The sequence below is a fragment of the Achromobacter sp. GD03932 genome (genome assembly GCF_029839485.1).
Taxonomy (GTDB): domain Bacteria; phylum Pseudomonadota; class Gammaproteobacteria; order Burkholderiales; family Burkholderiaceae_B; genus Achromobacter; species Achromobacter bronchisepticus_A.
In genome coordinates, this window is the sequence record NZ_JAOCAT010000037.1 from 47,787 (window position 1) to 63,859 (window position 16,073).

Annotated in this window: 15 protein-coding genes; 13 read left to right on the forward strand and 2 right to left on the reverse strand. The window is 66.2% G+C overall.

Annotation, left to right across the window (positions count from 1 at the left end; translation table 11 throughout):
• Positions 1-193 precede the first annotated feature (193 nt).
• Positions 194-2,290 carry an ATP-dependent DNA helicase gene (locus N5C88_RS27150; RefSeq protein WP_118934243.1) on the forward strand — a complete coding sequence of 699 codons (2,097 nt, stop codon included), beginning with the start codon at positions 194-196 and terminating at the stop codon, positions 2,288-2,290.
• A 69-nt stretch (positions 2,291-2,359) separates the two neighbouring features.
• On the opposite strand, the gene N5C88_RS27155 is transcribed toward N5C88_RS27150, so the two are convergent.
• On the reverse strand, positions 2,360-3,571 hold the full coding sequence (locus N5C88_RS27155; protein ID WP_280016600.1) for an MFS transporter: 1,212 nt from the start codon (positions 3,569-3,571) through the stop codon (positions 2,360-2,362).
• An 86-nt stretch (positions 3,572-3,657) separates the two neighbouring features.
• Between N5C88_RS27155 and N5C88_RS27160 the strand changes: the two genes are divergently transcribed.
• A complete protein-coding gene (locus tag N5C88_RS27160) occupies positions 3,658-4,599 on the forward strand; it encodes a GlxA family transcriptional regulator (RefSeq protein WP_118934241.1) in 942 nt (313 codons plus the stop codon).
• A 51-nt stretch (positions 4,600-4,650) separates the two neighbouring features.
• Here the strand turns inward: N5C88_RS27160 and N5C88_RS27165 are convergent, their stop codons facing one another.
• Positions 4,651-5,409, reverse strand: coding sequence for an outer membrane protein assembly factor BamD (locus tag N5C88_RS27165; protein WP_240633409.1), 759 nt, complete (start codon positions 5,407-5,409; stop codon positions 4,651-4,653).
• 137 nt (positions 5,410-5,546) lie between these two features.
• On the opposite strand from N5C88_RS27165, the gene N5C88_RS27170 reads away from it, so the two are divergent.
• The 11 genes from N5C88_RS27170 to N5C88_RS27220 all read left to right on the forward strand — a co-directional run.
• Positions 5,547-6,545: an RluA family pseudouridine synthase gene (locus tag N5C88_RS27170; RefSeq protein ID WP_118934240.1), complete on the forward strand. Its 999-nt coding sequence runs from the start codon at positions 5,547-5,549 to the stop codon at positions 6,543-6,545.
• The gene (gene pgeF, locus N5C88_RS27175) at positions 6,533-7,297 is read left to right on the forward strand and encodes a peptidoglycan editing factor PgeF (protein WP_118934239.1); all 765 of its coding nucleotides are present in this window, start codon (positions 6,533-6,535) and stop codon (positions 7,295-7,297) included. Before N5C88_RS27170 ends, pgeF begins: the two co-directional genes overlap by 13 nt.
• Positions 7,298-7,421: 124 nt before the next feature.
• Positions 7,422-9,056 (forward strand): class I poly(R)-hydroxyalkanoic acid synthase, encoded by a 1,635-nt coding sequence (gene phaC, locus N5C88_RS27180; RefSeq protein ID WP_059374608.1) that lies wholly within the window; start codon positions 7,422-7,424, stop codon positions 9,054-9,056.
• Between the two features lie 77 nt (positions 9,057-9,133).
• Positions 9,134-9,871: an acetoacetyl-CoA reductase gene (phbB, locus tag N5C88_RS27185; protein WP_054450805.1), complete on the forward strand. Its 738-nt coding sequence runs from the start codon at positions 9,134-9,136 to the stop codon at positions 9,869-9,871.
• Between the two features lie 117 nt (positions 9,872-9,988).
• On the forward strand, positions 9,989-10,555 hold the full coding sequence (gene phaR / locus N5C88_RS27190; RefSeq protein WP_059374607.1) for a polyhydroxyalkanoate synthesis repressor PhaR: 567 nt from the start codon (positions 9,989-9,991) through the stop codon (positions 10,553-10,555).
• Positions 10,556-10,699: 144 nt separating this feature from the next.
• Positions 10,700-11,770: a linear amide C-N hydrolase gene (locus N5C88_RS27195; RefSeq protein ID WP_059374605.1), complete on the forward strand. Its 1,071-nt coding sequence runs from the start codon at positions 10,700-10,702 to the stop codon at positions 11,768-11,770.
• A gap of 168 nt (positions 11,771-11,938) precedes the next feature.
• Positions 11,939-12,475: an iron transporter gene (locus N5C88_RS27200; protein WP_059374603.1), complete on the forward strand. Its 537-nt coding sequence runs from the start codon at positions 11,939-11,941 to the stop codon at positions 12,473-12,475.
• Positions 12,476-12,477: 2 nt separating this feature from the next.
• Positions 12,478-12,831, forward strand: a complete 354-nt coding sequence (locus N5C88_RS27205; protein ID WP_059374601.1) for a cupredoxin domain-containing protein — start codon at positions 12,478-12,480, stop codon at positions 12,829-12,831.
• A gap of 13 nt (positions 12,832-12,844) precedes the next feature.
• Positions 12,845-13,696, forward strand: a complete 852-nt coding sequence (locus tag N5C88_RS27210) for an FTR1 family protein (protein WP_280016601.1) — start codon at positions 12,845-12,847, stop codon at positions 13,694-13,696.
• Between the two features lie 39 nt (positions 13,697-13,735).
• On the forward strand, positions 13,736-15,133 hold the full coding sequence (locus N5C88_RS27215; protein WP_118934237.1) for a 4Fe-4S binding protein: 1,398 nt from the start codon (positions 13,736-13,738) through the stop codon (positions 15,131-15,133).
• A gap of 79 nt (positions 15,134-15,212) precedes the next feature.
• Positions 15,213-16,073, forward strand: an 861-nt coding sequence (locus tag N5C88_RS27220; RefSeq protein WP_280016602.1) for a PhzF family phenazine biosynthesis protein, incomplete at its 3' end; no start/stop codon positions are given.

The following is a 16,073-nucleotide window of genomic DNA, read 5'->3' on the forward strand; positions in this document are numbered from 1 at the left end:
ACAAAAAGGAAAAACAAGGGGCGGATTGTGCCATAAGCCGCTGTTACAAAACGTGCCAGGGTGGACGGATATGTCCCCCTCGCGGCAGCCTGGCGGCCAATCCGCGGCCCGGCAGCGGGTATCATTTGGTCCTTTCCCACCCAAGTGTCTGGCGCCCGAACCGCAACCGGCACCGGTTCACCGTTGACTCGCTATGCTGGACCTGGATATCTCCGAATTCTTTGATGCCGAAGGCCCTTTGGCCACGGCCTTGCCTGGCTACAAACCCCGGCCTTCGCAGGTCGAACTTTCGCAGGCCATAGGGCAGGCCATCCAGGACCGCGCCACCTTGGTGGCAGAGGCAGGCACCGGCATCGGCAAGACCTGGGCCTATCTTGTACCCGCCTTCATCCAGGGCGGCAAGGTGCTGATTTCCACCGGTACGCGCACTTTGCAAGACCAGCTTTTCGCCCGCGACCTGCCGCGCGTGCGCGCGGCGCTGGCCGCGCCGGTGACGGCAGCGCTGCTCAAGGGCCGCGGCAACTACGTCTGTCATTACCACCTGGACCGCCTGCAGGGCGACGAGCGCGCGCTGAAGTCGCGCACCGAAATCCAGCAGTTGCGCCAGATCCAGGTATTCGCCGGCATTTCCAAGACGGGCGACCGCGGCGACCTGGCGCAGGTGCCGGAAGACGCCGACATCTGGCAGCGCGTGACCTCCACGCGCGAGAACTGCCTGGGCCAGGAATGCCCGCGCATCCGCGACTGCTTCGTGGTGAAGGCGCGCCGCCAGGCGCAGGAAGCCGACGTGGTGGTCGTCAACCATGCCCTGTTCATGGCAGACCTGGTGCTGCGCGAAGAGGGCGTGACCGATCTGCTGCCCGAAGCGGACACCGTGATCTTCGACGAGGCGCACCAACTGCCGGACACCGCCACCCGCTTCCTGGGCAGCAGCGTGTCCACGCACCAGCTGCTGGATTTCGGCCGCGCGTTGGAAGCGGCCGGCCTGGCCTACGCCCGCGAAGCCGCCAAATGGAGCGACGTCAGCCGCCATGTGGAAACGGCGGCGCGCGAGCTGCGGCTGGTCTGTGCGCCGCTGGACCGCATGCCGGGCCGCAAGGCCACCTTCGAGGCCATCCCCAATCCCGAGGAGTTCGATGAGGCACTGCTGGCGCTGCGCGAGGCCGTGGACGGCGCGGCCAAGGCGCTGGGCGCGGTGGCCGAAAAGCATCCGGACCTGATGGCGGCCGCGCGCAGCGGCGCCGAGATCTCGGTGCGCCTGAAACGCTGGGCCACGCCGGGACGGGCGGGCGCGGACCATGCCGACGAAGGTTGGGGCCGCGATGACCAGGCGTCCGAACCCGCCGTGCAATCGGCGCTGGGCGATGGGCTGTCCACGCCCGCCGCCATCCTGGAGGGTGCGGCCGCCGCGGAACAATGGACCGGTCCGGCGGTGCGCTGGGTCGAACACGGGCAGCACCATGTGCGCCTGCATTCGGCGCCGCTGTCGGTGGCGCAGGCTTTTTCCAAGTACCGCAAGCCGGGCCAGGCCTGGATCATGACCTCGGCCACGCTGTCCGTGAACGGCGAGTTCACCCACTTCACCAGCCAGCTGGGGCTGGAGAAGGCGCGCACGGGCAAATGGGAATCGCCCTTCGACTACCCCGAACAGGCCTTGCTGTTCGTGCCTCGCGGCATGCCCGAACCGCAGTCGCCGCAGTTCCTCGATCGTTTCGTGCAGACCTTGCTGCCGCTGCTGGAGGCCAGCCCGGGCGGCACGCTGGTGTTGTGCACGACGCTGCGCGCGGTGGACAAGGTTGCCAATCTGCTGGCGGACGCCTTCGACGATGCCGGCCATGAATGGCCCTTGCTCAAGCAGGGCGAGGGCACGCGCCGCGATCTGCTGGACCGCTTCTGCAAGCTGGAGCACCCCGTGCTGGTGGGCAGCGCCAGTTTCTGGGAAGGCATAGACCTGCCCGGCGACGTGCTGACGCTGGTAGCGATCGACAAGCTGCCGTTCGCGCCGCCCGACGATCCGGTCATCGAGGCGCGGCTGCGCGCCTGCCGCGCGCATGGCGGCAATCCCTTTGCGGAATACCAACTGCCGGAAGCCGCGATCTCGCTCAAGCAGGGCGCCGGCCGTCTGATCCGCACGGAATCGGACTGGGGCGTGCTCATGGTGGGCGACGCGCGCCTGGTCGAAAAGCCTTATGGCAAGCGCCTGTGGCGCGGACTGCCGCCGTTCGCGCGGACGCGCGAACTGGAAGAGGTGCTGGCGTTTTACCGGCGCAAACAGGAACCGCAGGACTAGCGGCCGTTCACGCCACAATGAGCCGGCCCTGGGGACCGCCCGCGCCAGCGGGCGCCCCTGGCAGCCACCTCAGGCCGCGACCCGTTCCGTCCGCCGCGACATCGCCCACCAACCGGTCATGACCGCGGCCAGGCCCACGATGGGCAGCATGGCGGCATTCAACGTTTCCCAGCCCATGCGCGCGAGCGCCGGGCCCGCGGCCAGCGTGGCCAGGGCGGTGGTGGCATAGCGCAGCATTTCGGCGGCCCCTTGTACGCGCGCCCGTTCGGCGGGCCGGTAGGACTGCGCCAGCAGCGTGGTGCCGCCGACGAACATGAAGTTCCAGCCCACGCCCAGGCAGAACAATGCCGCGTGGAAGGCCGTGAGCGAAGTCGATTGCATCGCGATCAACGAGCAGGCCGCGTTCAGCGCCATGCCCATGCCGAGCACGCGGGGCAGCCCCAACCGGTTGATCAGCGCGCCGGCGAAGAAGGCCGGCGCGTACATGCCGATCAGATGCCACTGCATGATGCTGGCGCCGTCGGCGATGCTGTGCTGGCAGGCGACCGCTGCCAGCGGCGCGGCCGTCATGACGAACATCATCGATACCGAACCCACGACGTTGTTGGCCAGAGCTGCGACGAATATCGGCTGCCTCATGACCTCGCCCAAAGGACGGGCCGGCAGGTCCGCGGCCTGCGTGCCGGCGGGCTGGCCGCCGGCGGCTTCCTGGTCGCGGTAGGCGATCAGCAGCAGCGCGCTGGCGGCTCCCAGCAGCGCCACCATCAGATAGGCGCCGGAGAAGATCGCGGCGGGGAAGAGGTCCTTGGCCCAGGCCGCCAGCGCCGGCCCTGCGATGGCGGCGATGACGCCCCCCGTCAAGACCACGGATATGGCGCGGCTCTTGGCCTCGGCGGGCACCGCGTCGGCGGCGGCCAGCCGGTAGTACTGCGCGAAGGCCTGGAACACGCCGACCAGCGCCGTGCCCAGGCAGAACAGCCAGAAGTCGCTGGCGAACACCGCGGCCACGGAAATCAGCCCGCCGGCCGCGCCCGTCAGCGATCCCAGCATGAAGCCCGCGCGGCGGCCGATGCGTTGCATCAGCAGCGATGCATACCAGGTGACCGCGGCGCCTGCCACCGTGATCAGCGCGAACGGCAGCGTGGCCAGCGCCGGATGCGGCGCCAGCATCTGGCCGGTCAGCGCCGTCAGGGTCAGGTCGATGGAGATCGCCGCGATGTACAGGCCCTGGCAGACGGCGAGGATGCGGGCATTGCGCAGGCCGCGCGTGGAGGAGGTCATGGCTGGTGGGAGTCCGGAGGATTGACAGGCCCCACTCTAGCGCCGGAAACTATGGCAAGAATGACTATTTTCCCTCATTTCATGCCATGACCCATCGCGTCTGCATTTTGCCTGTACCCAACTTCCAGCTGCTGGACATGGCTGGGCCGCTGTCGGTGTTCCAGATCGCCGCCGAACTGGTGCCGGGCGCCTATGAGGTGGCCGTGGCATCGGCCGAGGGAGGCCTGGTCCGCTGTTCGGCCGGCGTGCCCGTGTTGACGCGGTCCTGGCGCGGCCTGCGCGCCGACACCGTGCTGGTGCCGGGCGGCCAGGGCGCGCGCGAGCCCCAGGCGGCCCCGGCCATGCTGGCCTATCTGCGCGCCGCGCACGCTCGCGGCCGGCGCGTGGCCAGCGTGTGCACCGGCGCTTTCGTGCTGGCGCAGGCCGGCATCCTGCAAGGGCGCCGCGTGACCACCCACTGGCGCCATGCCGCCGAACTGCAGCAGCGCCATCCCGCGCTGGCGGTGGAAGCGGACCGCATCTACGTCGAGGACCGCGCGGTCTGGACCTCGGCGGGCATCACCGCCGGCATCGACCTGGCGCTGGCCATGGTGCAGGCAGACCACGGCGAGGCGGTCGCGCGCGCCACCGCCCGCGAGATGGTGGTCTATCACCGGCGCACGGGGGGGCAGTCGCAGTTCTCGGCGCTGCAGGACCTGGCGCCGGCCAGCGGACGCATGCGCGAGGTGCTGGCGCACGTGGGCCAGCACCTGGACGAAGTCCTGGATATCGAGCGCCTGGCCGGCGTGGCCTGCCTGAGTCCGCGCCAGTTCTGCCGCCAGTTCAAGCTGGAAACCGGCGAGACCCCGGCCAAGGCCGTGGAACGCGTGCGCGCCGAGGCTGCCCGCGAACTGGTCGAGGAGGGCGACGCCGGCATGGATGCCATCGCGCGCCGGGTGGGTTTCGGCGACACGGAGCGCATGCGCCGCGCCTTCATCCGCATCTACGGGCAGCCGCCGCAGGCCCTGCGGCGCGGCGCGCCGGCATAAAAAAAAAGCCCCTGCGTCGTGGCAGGGGCTTTCTTCGCTGCGGCGGCTACGTCAGTTGAACGGGTTCCACCAGCTCTTGTCGGCCTTCAGACCCTTGGTCTTGAAGTCGCTGTTGGGGAAGTTCTTGTCGTACACGCGCTGCGAGTCGTTCTTCAGTTCGGTCAGGCCGAGCTTGTCGTAGGACTCGACCATCAGGTAGAGCGCTTCCTCGGTGGCGGGGGCGCCTTCGAAGTCGGTGATGACGGTCTGCGCGCGGTTGGCCGCGGCCACGTAGGCGCCGCGTTCGTAGTAGTAGCGGGCGACGTGCACTTCGTTCATGGCGATGGTGTTGACCAGCCAGGCGACGCGCTTCTCGGCATCCACCGTGTACTTGCTGTCCGGGTAGCGCTTGATCAGCTCGTTGAACGCGTCGTAGGACGCGCGCAGGCCCTTGGGATCGCGCTCGGCGGGATCCTGGCCGGTGATGCTGCTCATGAAGGCGCTGGCCGGGGTGAAGTTGATCAGGCCCTTCAGGTAGAGGGCGTAATCGGTGCCGGGGTGGTTGGGGTAAAGCTGCTGGAAGCGGTCGATGGCGGCCAGGGCCTGCTCGTTTTCGCCATCTTTCCAGTTGACGTAGGCAAGCTCAAGCAGCGCTTGCTGGGCGTAGACGCCGAAGGGGTAGCGGCTTTCGATCGCGGTCAGACGCTCGCGCGCTTCTTTCCAGCCGCCCGAGGCCATTTCCGCCTTGGCGTCCGCGTAGAGCTGTTCGGCGCTCCAGTTGGTGGTCTTGTCGTACTTGCTGTTGCTTGAGCCGCAACCGGCGATGACCATCACGGCGAGCAGCGCGATAACCACGCGCAAGACCGGCCCGCTTCGGGAGGCGGGATTCGAGGGAGCTGCGGAGTGGTGAATCACGAGAATCGTATCCTTGGTGTTAGCATGCAAGGCTGATTATATGATTTGTCTCCATGTCTGATACAGCCTCCGGCGCGGATCTCGTTTCCGACGACGAACTCCTGGGTATTTCCGAAGAAAACCCGCGGGGGGAACCGCAATTTGTAACAGTGCCTTCCGGCACGCGCGCCGACCGGCTGGACAAGGTGCTGGCAGGGCTGATGCCCGAGCATTCCCGCAGCCGGCTGCAGGGCTGGATCGAGGCCGGCAACGTCCACGTGAACGGCAAGCCGGGCAAGATCCGGCAGACGGTCGGCCCCGACGATGAACTCACCGTCTGGCCCCAGCCCGCGCCCGAAACCCTGGCCTTCGCGCCCGAACCCGTGGATTTCGCGGTCGTGGCCGATAGCCCCGACTGGATCGTGGTGAACAAGCCCGCCGGCCTGGTGACGCATCCCGGCGCCGGCAACTGGAGCGGCACGCTGCTCAACGGCCTGCTGTACCGCTATCCCGAACTGGCGCAGGTGGCGCGCGCCGGCATCGTGCATCGCCTGGACAAGGACACTTCCGGCCTGATGGTCGTGGCGCGCAACGAAACCGCGCAGACCCATCTGGTGCGTCAATTGCAGGCGCGCAGCATGGGCCGCGAGTACGTGGCGCTGGCCCACGGCTGGCTGGCCGGAGCGGGCAAGGTCGACCGTCCCATCGGCCGCGATTCGCGCGTCCCGGTGCGCATGAGCGTGGAGCGCCCGGTGGCGCCCAAGCCCGCCATCACCCATTACATGCCCGCCCGCCGCGGCGAGGCGGATCCCGGCGGCCGCGTCACCGAAGTGGTGTGCCGCCTGGAAACCGGCCGTACCCATCAGATTCGCGTGCACATGGCCAGCCTGGGGCACCCGCTGCTGGCCGACACGCTATACGGCGGCAAGAACATTGCGGGCGCGCAGCGGCAGATGCTGCATGCGCGCGCGCTGCACTTCGAAGATCCGGGCGGCCGCGGCGAAGTCGACTTCACCGCGGCCGTGCCACCCGACATGAGCTTGGTCCAGGAAGAGATTGCATGGAACGCGTAGTGGCAGGCCTGCCGGTGGTGACTGGCCCGCAATGGCCGGGCGTGAACTACTTCTGCACGACCCGGGCAGGGGGCGTCGGCGTCGCGCCGCACGACACCTTGAATCTGGGGCGCCGCGCCGGGGATGACCCGGACACGGTCACCGAGAACCGTCGCCGCGTGCGCGCCGCATTGCCGGCCGAACCCTTGTGGCTGCGCCAGGTCCATGGCAGCGAAGTGGTGGATGCCGATCAGGCCGACCTGCCGGACGAGCCGGCGGTCGACGCCAGCGTCACGGCGCAGCCCGGCCGCGTGCTGGCGGTGATGGTCGCCGATTGCCTGCCCGTGGTCATCGCCGATGCGCAAGGCACGGTGCTGGGCGCGGCGCATGCCGGCTGGCGCGGCCTGTCGGGCGGCGTGCTGGAGAACACGCTGGCGGCCATGCGCGCCAAGGCGCCGCAGGCCTCGGGCTGGCGTGCCTGGGTCGGGCCAGGCATCGGCCCGCAGGCGTTCGAAGTCGGCCAGGACGTGCTGGACGCCTTCTCCAAGGACGATCCCGCGACCCTGCGGTACTTCACGCCGCGGCCGGGCATTTCCGGAAAATGGCTGGCCGACCTCGCCGGATTGGCTGATTTCCGCCTGCGCCGCGCCGGGGTACAAGAAGTGTCCTTGAGCGGGATGTGCACGGTGGAGGGGGCGGATCGGTTCTTCTCGTACCGCCGCGACGGCGAAACCGGACGCATGGCTTTGCTGGCCTGGCTAGGCCCTGTTTGATCTGGCGCAAGGCCCGCAGCCGGCCTTGCGTCATACCCTGTCAGGCCTCCTTGTATACCCGCATTGACAGTCCCGGACCCGGAATGCAACATCAATCGCGTAGTTTCGATAACAAGGTGTCGAAGTGAATGCCAATCTCTCCGCAGGGCCCATTCCGGTGAGCGTGGCACCGGAAGTCCTGGCCGACATTCAGGCCGAATTCTCCCGCGAGTGGCAGCGCCTTTGCGATGACGCCCGCCGTGGCGCGCTTGCGCCGCCGCCAGACCGCCGTTTTTCGGGCGATGCCTGGGCCTCCAATCATTCGCATCTGTTGCTGGCGCATACCTATCTGCTGTCGGCCCGCGCCATGTCGCGCATGGTCGACGCGGCCCAAGTCAGCGAGCCCATGCGCGACCGCCTGCGTTTTTCGATCATGCAATGGGTCGACGCGCTGTCGCCGTCGAACTTCCTGGCGCTGAACCCGGATGCCCAGCAATCCATCGTCGAAAGCGCCGGCCGCGCGCTCAACGAAGGGCTGGCCAATCTGCTGGGCGACGTCAAGAAAGGCCGCATCACGCAGACCGACGAATCGCAGTTCGAGATCGGCCGCAACGTTGCCGTGACGCCGGGCGAAGTGGTGTTCGAAAACCGGTTGTTCCAGCTCATCCAGTACGCGCCGTCGACCGCCACCGTGCACGAACGGCCGCTGGTCATCGTGCCGCCGAACATCAACAAGTTCTACATCCTGGACCTGCAGCCCGAAAATTCCTTCGTGCGGCACGCGGTGGACCAGGGCTTTACGGTGTTCCTGATTTCCTGGCGCAATCCGGTATCCAGCGACACCGATGGCGTGGACCGCGCGACTTGGTCCGATTATCTGGACGACGCGGTGTTGCAGGCGCTGCGCGTTGCCAGCGACATCACCAAACAGCCGCAGGTCAATGCGCTGGGCTTCTGCGTCGGCGGCACGATGCTGGCTTCCGCGCTGGCCCTGGCCGAGGCGCGCGGCGAGCATCCGGTCGCATCGCTGACGCTGCTGACCTCGCTGCTGGATTTCCACGATACCGGCATCCTGAACGTCTTCGTCGACGAGGCCCACGCGCTGCTGCGCGACCACCAATTGGGGCAGGGCGGGCTGATGCCCGGGCGCGATCTCGCCACCACGTTCTCGTTCCTGCGGCCCAACGAGCTGGTCTGGAATTACGTGGTCGGCAACTATCTGAAAGGCCAGAAGCCGCCCGCGTTCGACCTGTTGTTCTGGAATGGCGACAGCACCAATCTGCCTGGCCCGTTCTTCTCCTGGTACTTCCGCAATACCTACCTGGAGAACAACCTCAAGGTACCGGGCCGCGCGCATGCCGCGGGCCTGCCGCTGGACCTGACGCGCCTGGAAATGCCGGCGTACATCTTCGGGTCACGCGAGGACCATATCGTGCCCTGGGTCTCGGCGTATGCGTCGACCCAGGTGCTGCGCGGACCGCAGCGCTTCGTGCTGGGGGCATCCGGCCACATCGCTGGCGTGGTCAACCCTCCGGCGAAGAAGCGCCGCAGCTATTGGGCGGCTGACAAGCTTGAACAGTCAGGCCATCATCTGCCTGGCGATCCGAACACATGGTTCGCGCAGGCCGTCGAGACGCCGGGCAGCTGGTGGCCCGATTGGGCCGGCTGGTTGTCGGGCCACTCGGGCAAGCAGGTCAAGGCGCGCGAAAAATTGGGCAATGCCAAGTACCGGCCGATAGAGCCGGCGCCTGGCAGGTATGTGAAAGTCCGGGCAGCCTGAAACCGCGACCAGCGGTTAGGCCCAGACGAGAAGAAGGTTAATTAACGAGGCGTCCGTCGCACACAGGAGGAAGTCCAATGAGCGGAAAACTGGCTTACGTAACAGGCGGGATGGGCGGTATCGGCACCTCTATTTGCCAGCGCTTGGCCAAGGATGGCTTTCGCGTGGTGGCAGGTTGCGGCCCCAGCCGCAACTACCAGCAATGGCTGGATGAGCAGGCAGCGCAGGGCTACACGTTCTACGCATCCGTGGGCAACGTGTCCGATTGGGACTCCACGGTGGAAGCCTTCGAACGGGTCACGAAGGAGCTGGGCCCGGTCGACGTGCTGGTCAACAACGCGGGCATCACCCGCGATGGCCTGTTCCGCAAGATGAGCGCGGACGATTGGCGCGCGGTCATCGACACCAACCTGAACAGCTTGTTCAATGTGACCAAACAGGTGATCGACGGCATGGTCGAACGCCAGTGGGGGCGCATCATCAACATCAGCTCGGTGAACGGGCAGAAAGGCCAGTTCGGCCAGACGAACTATTCGACCGCCAAGGCCGGCATCCATGGCTTCACCATGGCGCTGGCCCAGGAAGTCGCCAGCAAGGGCGTCACCGTCAACACGATCTCGCCCGGCTACATCGGCACCGACATGGTTCGCGCCATCCGCCCCGACGTGCTGGAAAAGATCGTCGCCACCATTCCGGTGCGCCGCCTTGGCACGCCGGAAGAAATCGCGTCCATGACGTCGTGGCTGGCCTCGGACGAGTCCGGTTTTTCGACGGGCGCGGACTTCTCGCTCAATGGCGGCCTGCACATGGGCTGACCCATCGCGGACCGCCAGCGGGCGGCCCGTCGGCGCCGGAGGGCCTCGGGGAGAGGGCCCTCCGGATTACACTAACCCTATCCGAAGCCTTAGAGATCGCCCGATCCGGGGACAACCATGACGCAAGCACAAACCGGCGCCAGCCTGCGCCTGATTAAAAAGTACCCCAACCGTCGCCTGTACGACACCCGGACCAGCACCTACATCACCCTGGCAGATGTCAAGCAACTGGTCCTGGCAAACGAAGAATTCCAGGTGGTCGATGCCAAGAGCAGCGAAGACCTGACGCGCAGCATCCTGCTGCAGATCATCCTTGAAGAGGAAAGCGGCGGCATGCCCATGTTCTCGTCGAACATGCTGTCGCAGATCATCCGTTTCTACGGCCATGCCATGCAGGGCATCATGGGTTCCTACCTGGAAAAGAACATCCAGGCCTTCATGGAAATCCAGCAACGCATGGCGGAACAGTCCAAGGGCCTGTACGGCAGCCAGTTCGGCCCCGAGGCCTGGACCCAGTTCATGAACGTGCAGACGCCCATGCTGCAGAACATGATGAACAACTACATCGACCAGAGCAAGAATCTGTTCGTGCAGATGCAGGACCAGATGCAGGATCAGACCCGCGCCATGTTCTCGACCTTCCCGTTCACGCCCGGCGGCACGCAAGGTCCCGGACGCAAGTAACGGCGGGGCCGCGCCAGGCGCGCGCCTCATCGATCAACACCCCAAAAGCCGGACGGAGATCCGGTTCTTGGGGTGTTTTTTCATCATCGCGCGCGGCCTTTTGCTCGCGCGGCATGCAAAAGAACCGACCCCAGGAGTGCAAGCATGAGACTGAACAAGGCGTTTTCCCGCTTGGCCTGCGCGGCATTGGCCGGCTTGACGGCCGTGTCCGCGTCGCCCGCCGCTTGGGCTTGCACGCGCGTGGTCTTCCATGGCGCCAACCAGCAGGTCGTTACCGCGCGCTCCATGGACTGGAAGAACGACATCACCAGCAACCTGTGGGTATTGCCGCGCGGCATGGCGCGCAGCGGCGAGGCCGGCCCGAACTCCCTGCGCTGGACTTCGCGCTACGGCAGCGTGGTCACGTCCGGGTATGACGTCTCCACCACCGACGGCGTGAACGAAGCGGGCCTGAGCGCCAATCTGCTGTGGCTGGCCGAATCGCAGTACCCGCAATTCGATGCGAAGGGCAAGCCCGGCCTGACCATCGCGGCGTGGGCGCAGTACGTGCTGGACAACTACGCCACCGTCAAGGAAGCCGTGGCCGCGCTGGAGCAGGAACCCTACACCATCGTCTCGGACAACGTGCCCGGCGAGGACCGCCTGACGACGCTGCACCTGTCGATCTCGGACGCCAGCGGCGACAGCGCCATCGTCGAATACATCGGCGGACGCCAGGTGATCCACCACAGCCGCGATTACCAGGTGATGACCAACTCGCCTCAGTTCGAACAGCAGCTCGCGCTCGACGCCTATTGGCAGCAGATCGGCGGCACCACCATGTTGCCGGGCACCAACCGCGCGGCCGATCGTTTCGTGCGGGCATCGTTCTACATCAACGCCATCCCCAAGGATCCCGATCCCAACAAGGCGCTGGCCAGCGTCTTCAGCGTGATACGCAACGTCTCCGTACCCTACGGCATCAGCACGCCCGGACAGCCCAATATCTCGTCCACCCGCTGGCGCACGGTCTTTGACCACCAGCGCAAACTGTATTTTTTTGAGTCGGCCCTGACGCCCAACACGTTCTGGGTGGATCTGAAGGCCCTCGATTTCAGCCCGGAAAGCGGCAAGGTGCTGAAGCTGGACCTGGGGCCGGATCAGCGCCACACGTTTGCGGGCGACGCCACGCGCGACTTCCAGCCCTCGGCGCCGTTCAAGTTTCTCGGGCTCTGAGTCATCCGGGGCCGCACCTCTTTCACCGCTTGATCAAACGCAATGATCCGCAGATTTCCCTGGCCCGAGGTTCAGGGTTCTGTCAGTTGATTTGGTTACATTAATGAAAACGGTTCTTGTTTGTATTTTAAGAGCCGTCGTCTCATTCGTGACTCAAGGATTATGCACATGATCAAGAAAGCCTTGGCCCTGGCCATCGTCGCCCTGAGCGTTTCCGCCGCGAACGCGGCCGAATACCCCATCGGCAAGCCGGTGGAAAAGGGCGGCATGGAAATCGGCGCGGTATACCTGCAGCCGATCGAAATGGACCCCCCCGGGATGATGCGTCCGGCCAAGGATTCGGATGTGCACCTTGAGGCCGACATTCACGCCACCGCCGGCAACAAGACGGGCTTCCCTGAAGGCGAGTGGGTGCCCTACCTGGTCGTGAAGTACGAAATCCAGAAGGTCGGCAGCCAGAACGTGCAGAAGGGCACCTTCATGCCCATGGTCGCCAATGACGGTCCGCACTACGGCGAGAACATCAAGCTGGAAGGACCGGGCAAGTACAAGCTGAAGTACACCATCCTGCCGCCGACCGAGGACAAGATGAGCCACTTCGGCCGCCACATCGACAAGGAAACCGGCGTGGGCCCGTGGTTCGAGCCCTTCGACCTGGAATATGAATTCGTCTACGCCGGCACCGGCAAGAAGGGCGGCTACTGATCGTGCGCAGCCTGCTACGCGTTGCCGCCGCATTGCTGATCGGCCTGGCGGGCCTGGCCGGGGCGGCATCCGCGCAGGCTGACGAACTGCCCACGTTCACGCTGACCTTCAAGCCGAACGGGACGTTCGAACCGGCCACGCTGGAAGTGCCGGCGGGCCGGTTCAAGATCGAGCTCATCAACGAGAGCAACGAGCCGGTGGAATTCGAAAGCATTCCGCTGCGCAAGGAAAAAGTCCTGGGGCCGGGCGTGAAGTCTTTCGTGGTGATCACTATTTCCCGCCCCGGCGAATATCCCTTTTTCGACGATTTTCACCAGAGCGTGAAAGGCACCTTGGTCGTCAAGCCCAAGGAATAAGCGGTAGCAATATATGGAACAGGTCCTCTTTATCGTCTGGCGTGAAAGCGTCGAAGCCATGCTGGTGGTGGGCATTCTCTACACCTGGCTGCGCTCCACGCCCGAGGGCAAGCGCGGCCTGAACTACCTGTGGGGTGGCGTCGCGGCAGGCTTGGCGCTGGCCGTGGCCCTGGCGCTGGTGCTGCTGGGCGTGTCCACCTGGCTCAGCGACGAAGGCCAGGAATGGTTCCAGGCCATCATGTCGCTGGCCGCATGCGCACTGGTGGTGCAGATGGTCGTGTGGATGAAGAAGCACGGCCGCACGCTAAAGGGCGAACTCGAAGGCGGGGCGCGCGCTTCCGTCGCCAACGACAACTGGTGGGGCCTGTTCGTGCTGGTGGCCATTGCCGTGGCGCGCGAAGGCAGCGAAACCGTGGTGTTCCTGTACGGCACTGTGTCGGCGGGCGAGGGCGGCAGCGACATGCTGATGCTGGCGCTGGCCGGCGTGGCTGGTTTCGCGGTGGCGCTGCTGACGTTCTGGCTGCTGCAGCTGGGCGGCAAGCTCATCACCTGGCGCCGCTTCTTCCGCGTGACCGAAATCCTGTTGCTGCTGCTGGCCGGTTCGCTGCTGGTGGGCGGCCTGGATCACCTGATTTCGCTGGACGTACTCCCGACCATCGTGGATCCGGTCTGGGACAGCTCCTGGCTCCTGAGCGACAGCACCGGCGTGGGCAAGATCCTGGCCGACTTTGCCGGCTACCGCGCGCTGCCTGCGCTGAGCTCGGTGCTGTTGTGGGCGGCCTACTGGATCATTGTGTGGGCGCTGCTGCGCTGGGTGGGGGGCAAGCCGGCAGGCGCTGCCACCGCCGCCCGCAGCGCTTCCTGAATCCGACTGTTGCCGGACTGAATATTTGAAGGTTTGACCATGGCAGCTGCACTCGGGAGGGCGACCTCCCGTATCGCCGACTTCCTCCGTGACCATGCCCCGCTGTTGCGCAAGCTGCAGTGGGGCATTGTTGCGATATACGCGTTCCTTTTGATCGTGCCCGCGATCCTGCCTTTGCCGGACAATGCGGCCTCGGTGTTCAACAATCTGACCATCGTCGCGCAGTTCGCGTTCTGGGGCGTGTGGTGGCCGTTCGTGCTCATCTCCATGCCCATTCTGGGCCGGGCCTGGTGCGGCTGGCTATGCCCCGAGGGCATGCTGACCGAATGGGCCAGCGAACGCGGCCAGGGCCACGCCATCCCGAAATGGATGCGCTGGGGCGGCTGGCCTTTCGTCGCGTTCGCGCTGACCACCGTTTACGGCCAGCTGGTCAGCGTCTATCAGTATCCGCTCGCGGTACTGGCGGTGCTGGGCGGGTCCACGGTCGCGGCCATGATCGTCGGCTGGCGCTACGGCCGCAGCAAGCGCGTGTGGTGCAAGTATCTGTGCCCCGTCAACGGCGTCTTCAACCTGCTGGCCAAGCTGGCTCCCTGGCATTTCAAGGTCGACGAAGAGAAGTGGCGCCATCCGGTCATCCGCATCGAGCCCATCAACTGTGCGCCGCTGGTACCGCTGCGCCACATGAAGGGCGCGGGCGACTGCCATGTCTGCGGACGCTGCAGCGGCTATCGCGGCGCGATCGAGTTGACGCCGCGTTCGCCTGAAGAAGAAATCGTGCATGTCACCCATGGCGATCCGTGGCAGACCGCGCTGCTGTGCTTCGGCCTGATGGGCATCGCGATCGGCGCCTTCCTCTGGAGCGCCAGCCCCTGGTACGTGACCGCCAAGCAGTGGGCCGCGACCTGGCTGGTCGAACACGACATCATGTGGCCGCTGCTGGACAACGCGCCCTGGTTCATCCTGACGCATTACCCGGAAGTGAACGACAGCTTCTCGTGGCTGGATGGCGCCGGCATCCTGATGTTCGTCGTCGGCGCCACGATCTGTGTCGGCGGCGCTTCCTTCCTGTCGTTGTGGATCGCCGACCGCCTGGCGCCCGCCGCGCCGGTGGAAGGCGAACCCGCGACGCGCTGGGGTCGTCCTGGCCTGCATAAGCTGGCGCAGGCCTTGATTCCTTCCGCCGGCATTGGCGTGTTCCTGGGCCTGTCGGCCACTACCGTCAACCTGCTCAAGCACGAAGGGATGCAGGCCGCCTGGGCCGCGCCCGTGCGCTTCACGCTGCTGAGCCTGGCGGTGCTGTGGACGCTGCGCCTGTTTGCGCGCCTGCTCAAGCCGCGCCAAGCCAGCGGCTGGCGCAAGGGGCTGGCCTGGCTGGTGCTGGCGGCCGGCCTGGCGCCGTTCTGCCTGGCCTGGGTATTGTTCTTCGCGGTCTGGTAGCCCGGGTCCGAGGCTTGCGATAAAGTGGGAAACGCGCCGGCCTGAGCCGGCGCATACGTTTTCAACTATCGCTACCGCCATGGCCTCCTACGCTTTCCGCCTGCTCAACGTTTTCGCTTCCTCCACCTTCAGCGGCAACCAGCTCTGCGTGTTCGAAGACGCGCGCGGCATGGACGACGCCACCATGCTGAATCTGGCGGCGCAATTCAATCTGTCCGAAACGACTTTCATCCTGCCGTCCGAAAAGGCGGCAGCGCGCGTGCGCATCTTTACGCCGGGCTTCGAGATGAAGTTCGCGGGCCACCCCACCATAGGCACCTCGCAGGTCGTGCGTGACTTGCGGCAGACGGGCGATGCGTTGACGCTGGAGTTCGCTGCCGGCGTGGTGCCGGTGACGGCGCGCGGCGATGCCTGGACCTTTACCGCGCCGTGCCCGGATGGCGTGCGCACCGCCGCGCCCGCGCTGGAACGAGGCGAAATTGCCAGTCTGCTGGGCCTGGATGCAAGCGATCTGCTGGACGATCCGATCTGGCTGGACACCGGCGCCGATCAGCTGCTGGTGCCGCTGGCCAGCGTCGACGCGGTGCGCCGTGTTGCGCCCGATGCCTCGCGGCTGGACCGCTGGCAGGCCAACAGCCTGGGCCGCAAGGTCATGTATGCCTACGCTTTCGACGACGAGCGGCAGCAGGATGGCCGCCAGGTGGTGGTGGCGCGCTATTTCTACGCCAAGGCGGGCGGCGGCGTGAACGAAGACGCCGGCACGGGTTCCGCCTGCGCCAATCTGGGCGGCTGGCTGCTGCATCAAAAGCGTCCCTTGCCCGCCAGCATCCTGGTGGAGCAGGGCGACCAGATGGGCAGGCCCTGCCGGCTGTTGCTGGACGTCCAGGCCGACGGCCGGATCCAGGTGGGCGGACGGGCGCTGGAGATAGGCCGGGGCGTG

What these genes read in the sequence shown, in the direction of transcription:
- N5C88_RS27150 (WP_118934243.1), top strand. Translation starts at nt 194, where the DNA reads ATGCTGGACCTGGATATCTCCGAATTCTTTGATGCCGAAGGCCCTTTG.
- N5C88_RS27155 (WP_280016600.1), bottom strand. Translation starts at nt 3,571, where the DNA reads ATGACCTCCTCCACGCGCGGCCTGCGCAATGCCCGCATCCTCGCCGTC.
- N5C88_RS27160 (WP_118934241.1), top strand. Translation starts at nt 3,658, where the DNA reads ATGACCCATCGCGTCTGCATTTTGCCTGTACCCAACTTCCAGCTGCTG.
- N5C88_RS27165 (WP_240633409.1), bottom strand. Translation starts at nt 5,409, where the DNA reads ATGGTCATCGCCGGTTGCGGCTCAAGCAACAGCAAGTACGACAAGACC.
- N5C88_RS27170 (WP_118934240.1), top strand. Translation starts at nt 5,547, where the DNA reads ATGTCTGATACAGCCTCCGGCGCGGATCTCGTTTCCGACGACGAACTC.
- pgeF (WP_118934239.1), top strand. Translation starts at nt 6,533, where the DNA reads ATGGAACGCGTAGTGGCAGGCCTGCCGGTGGTGACTGGCCCGCAATGG.
- phbB (WP_054450805.1), top strand. Translation starts at nt 9,134, where the DNA reads ATGAGCGGAAAACTGGCTTACGTAACAGGCGGGATGGGCGGTATCGGC.
- phaR (WP_059374607.1), top strand. Translation starts at nt 9,989, where the DNA reads ATGACGCAAGCACAAACCGGCGCCAGCCTGCGCCTGATTAAAAAGTAC.
- N5C88_RS27195 (WP_059374605.1), top strand. Translation starts at nt 10,700, where the DNA reads ATGAGACTGAACAAGGCGTTTTCCCGCTTGGCCTGCGCGGCATTGGCC.
- N5C88_RS27200 (WP_059374603.1), top strand. Translation starts at nt 11,939, where the DNA reads ATGATCAAGAAAGCCTTGGCCCTGGCCATCGTCGCCCTGAGCGTTTCC.
- N5C88_RS27210 (WP_280016601.1), top strand. Translation starts at nt 12,845, where the DNA reads ATGGAACAGGTCCTCTTTATCGTCTGGCGTGAAAGCGTCGAAGCCATG.
- N5C88_RS27215 (WP_118934237.1), top strand. Translation starts at nt 13,736, where the DNA reads ATGGCAGCTGCACTCGGGAGGGCGACCTCCCGTATCGCCGACTTCCTC.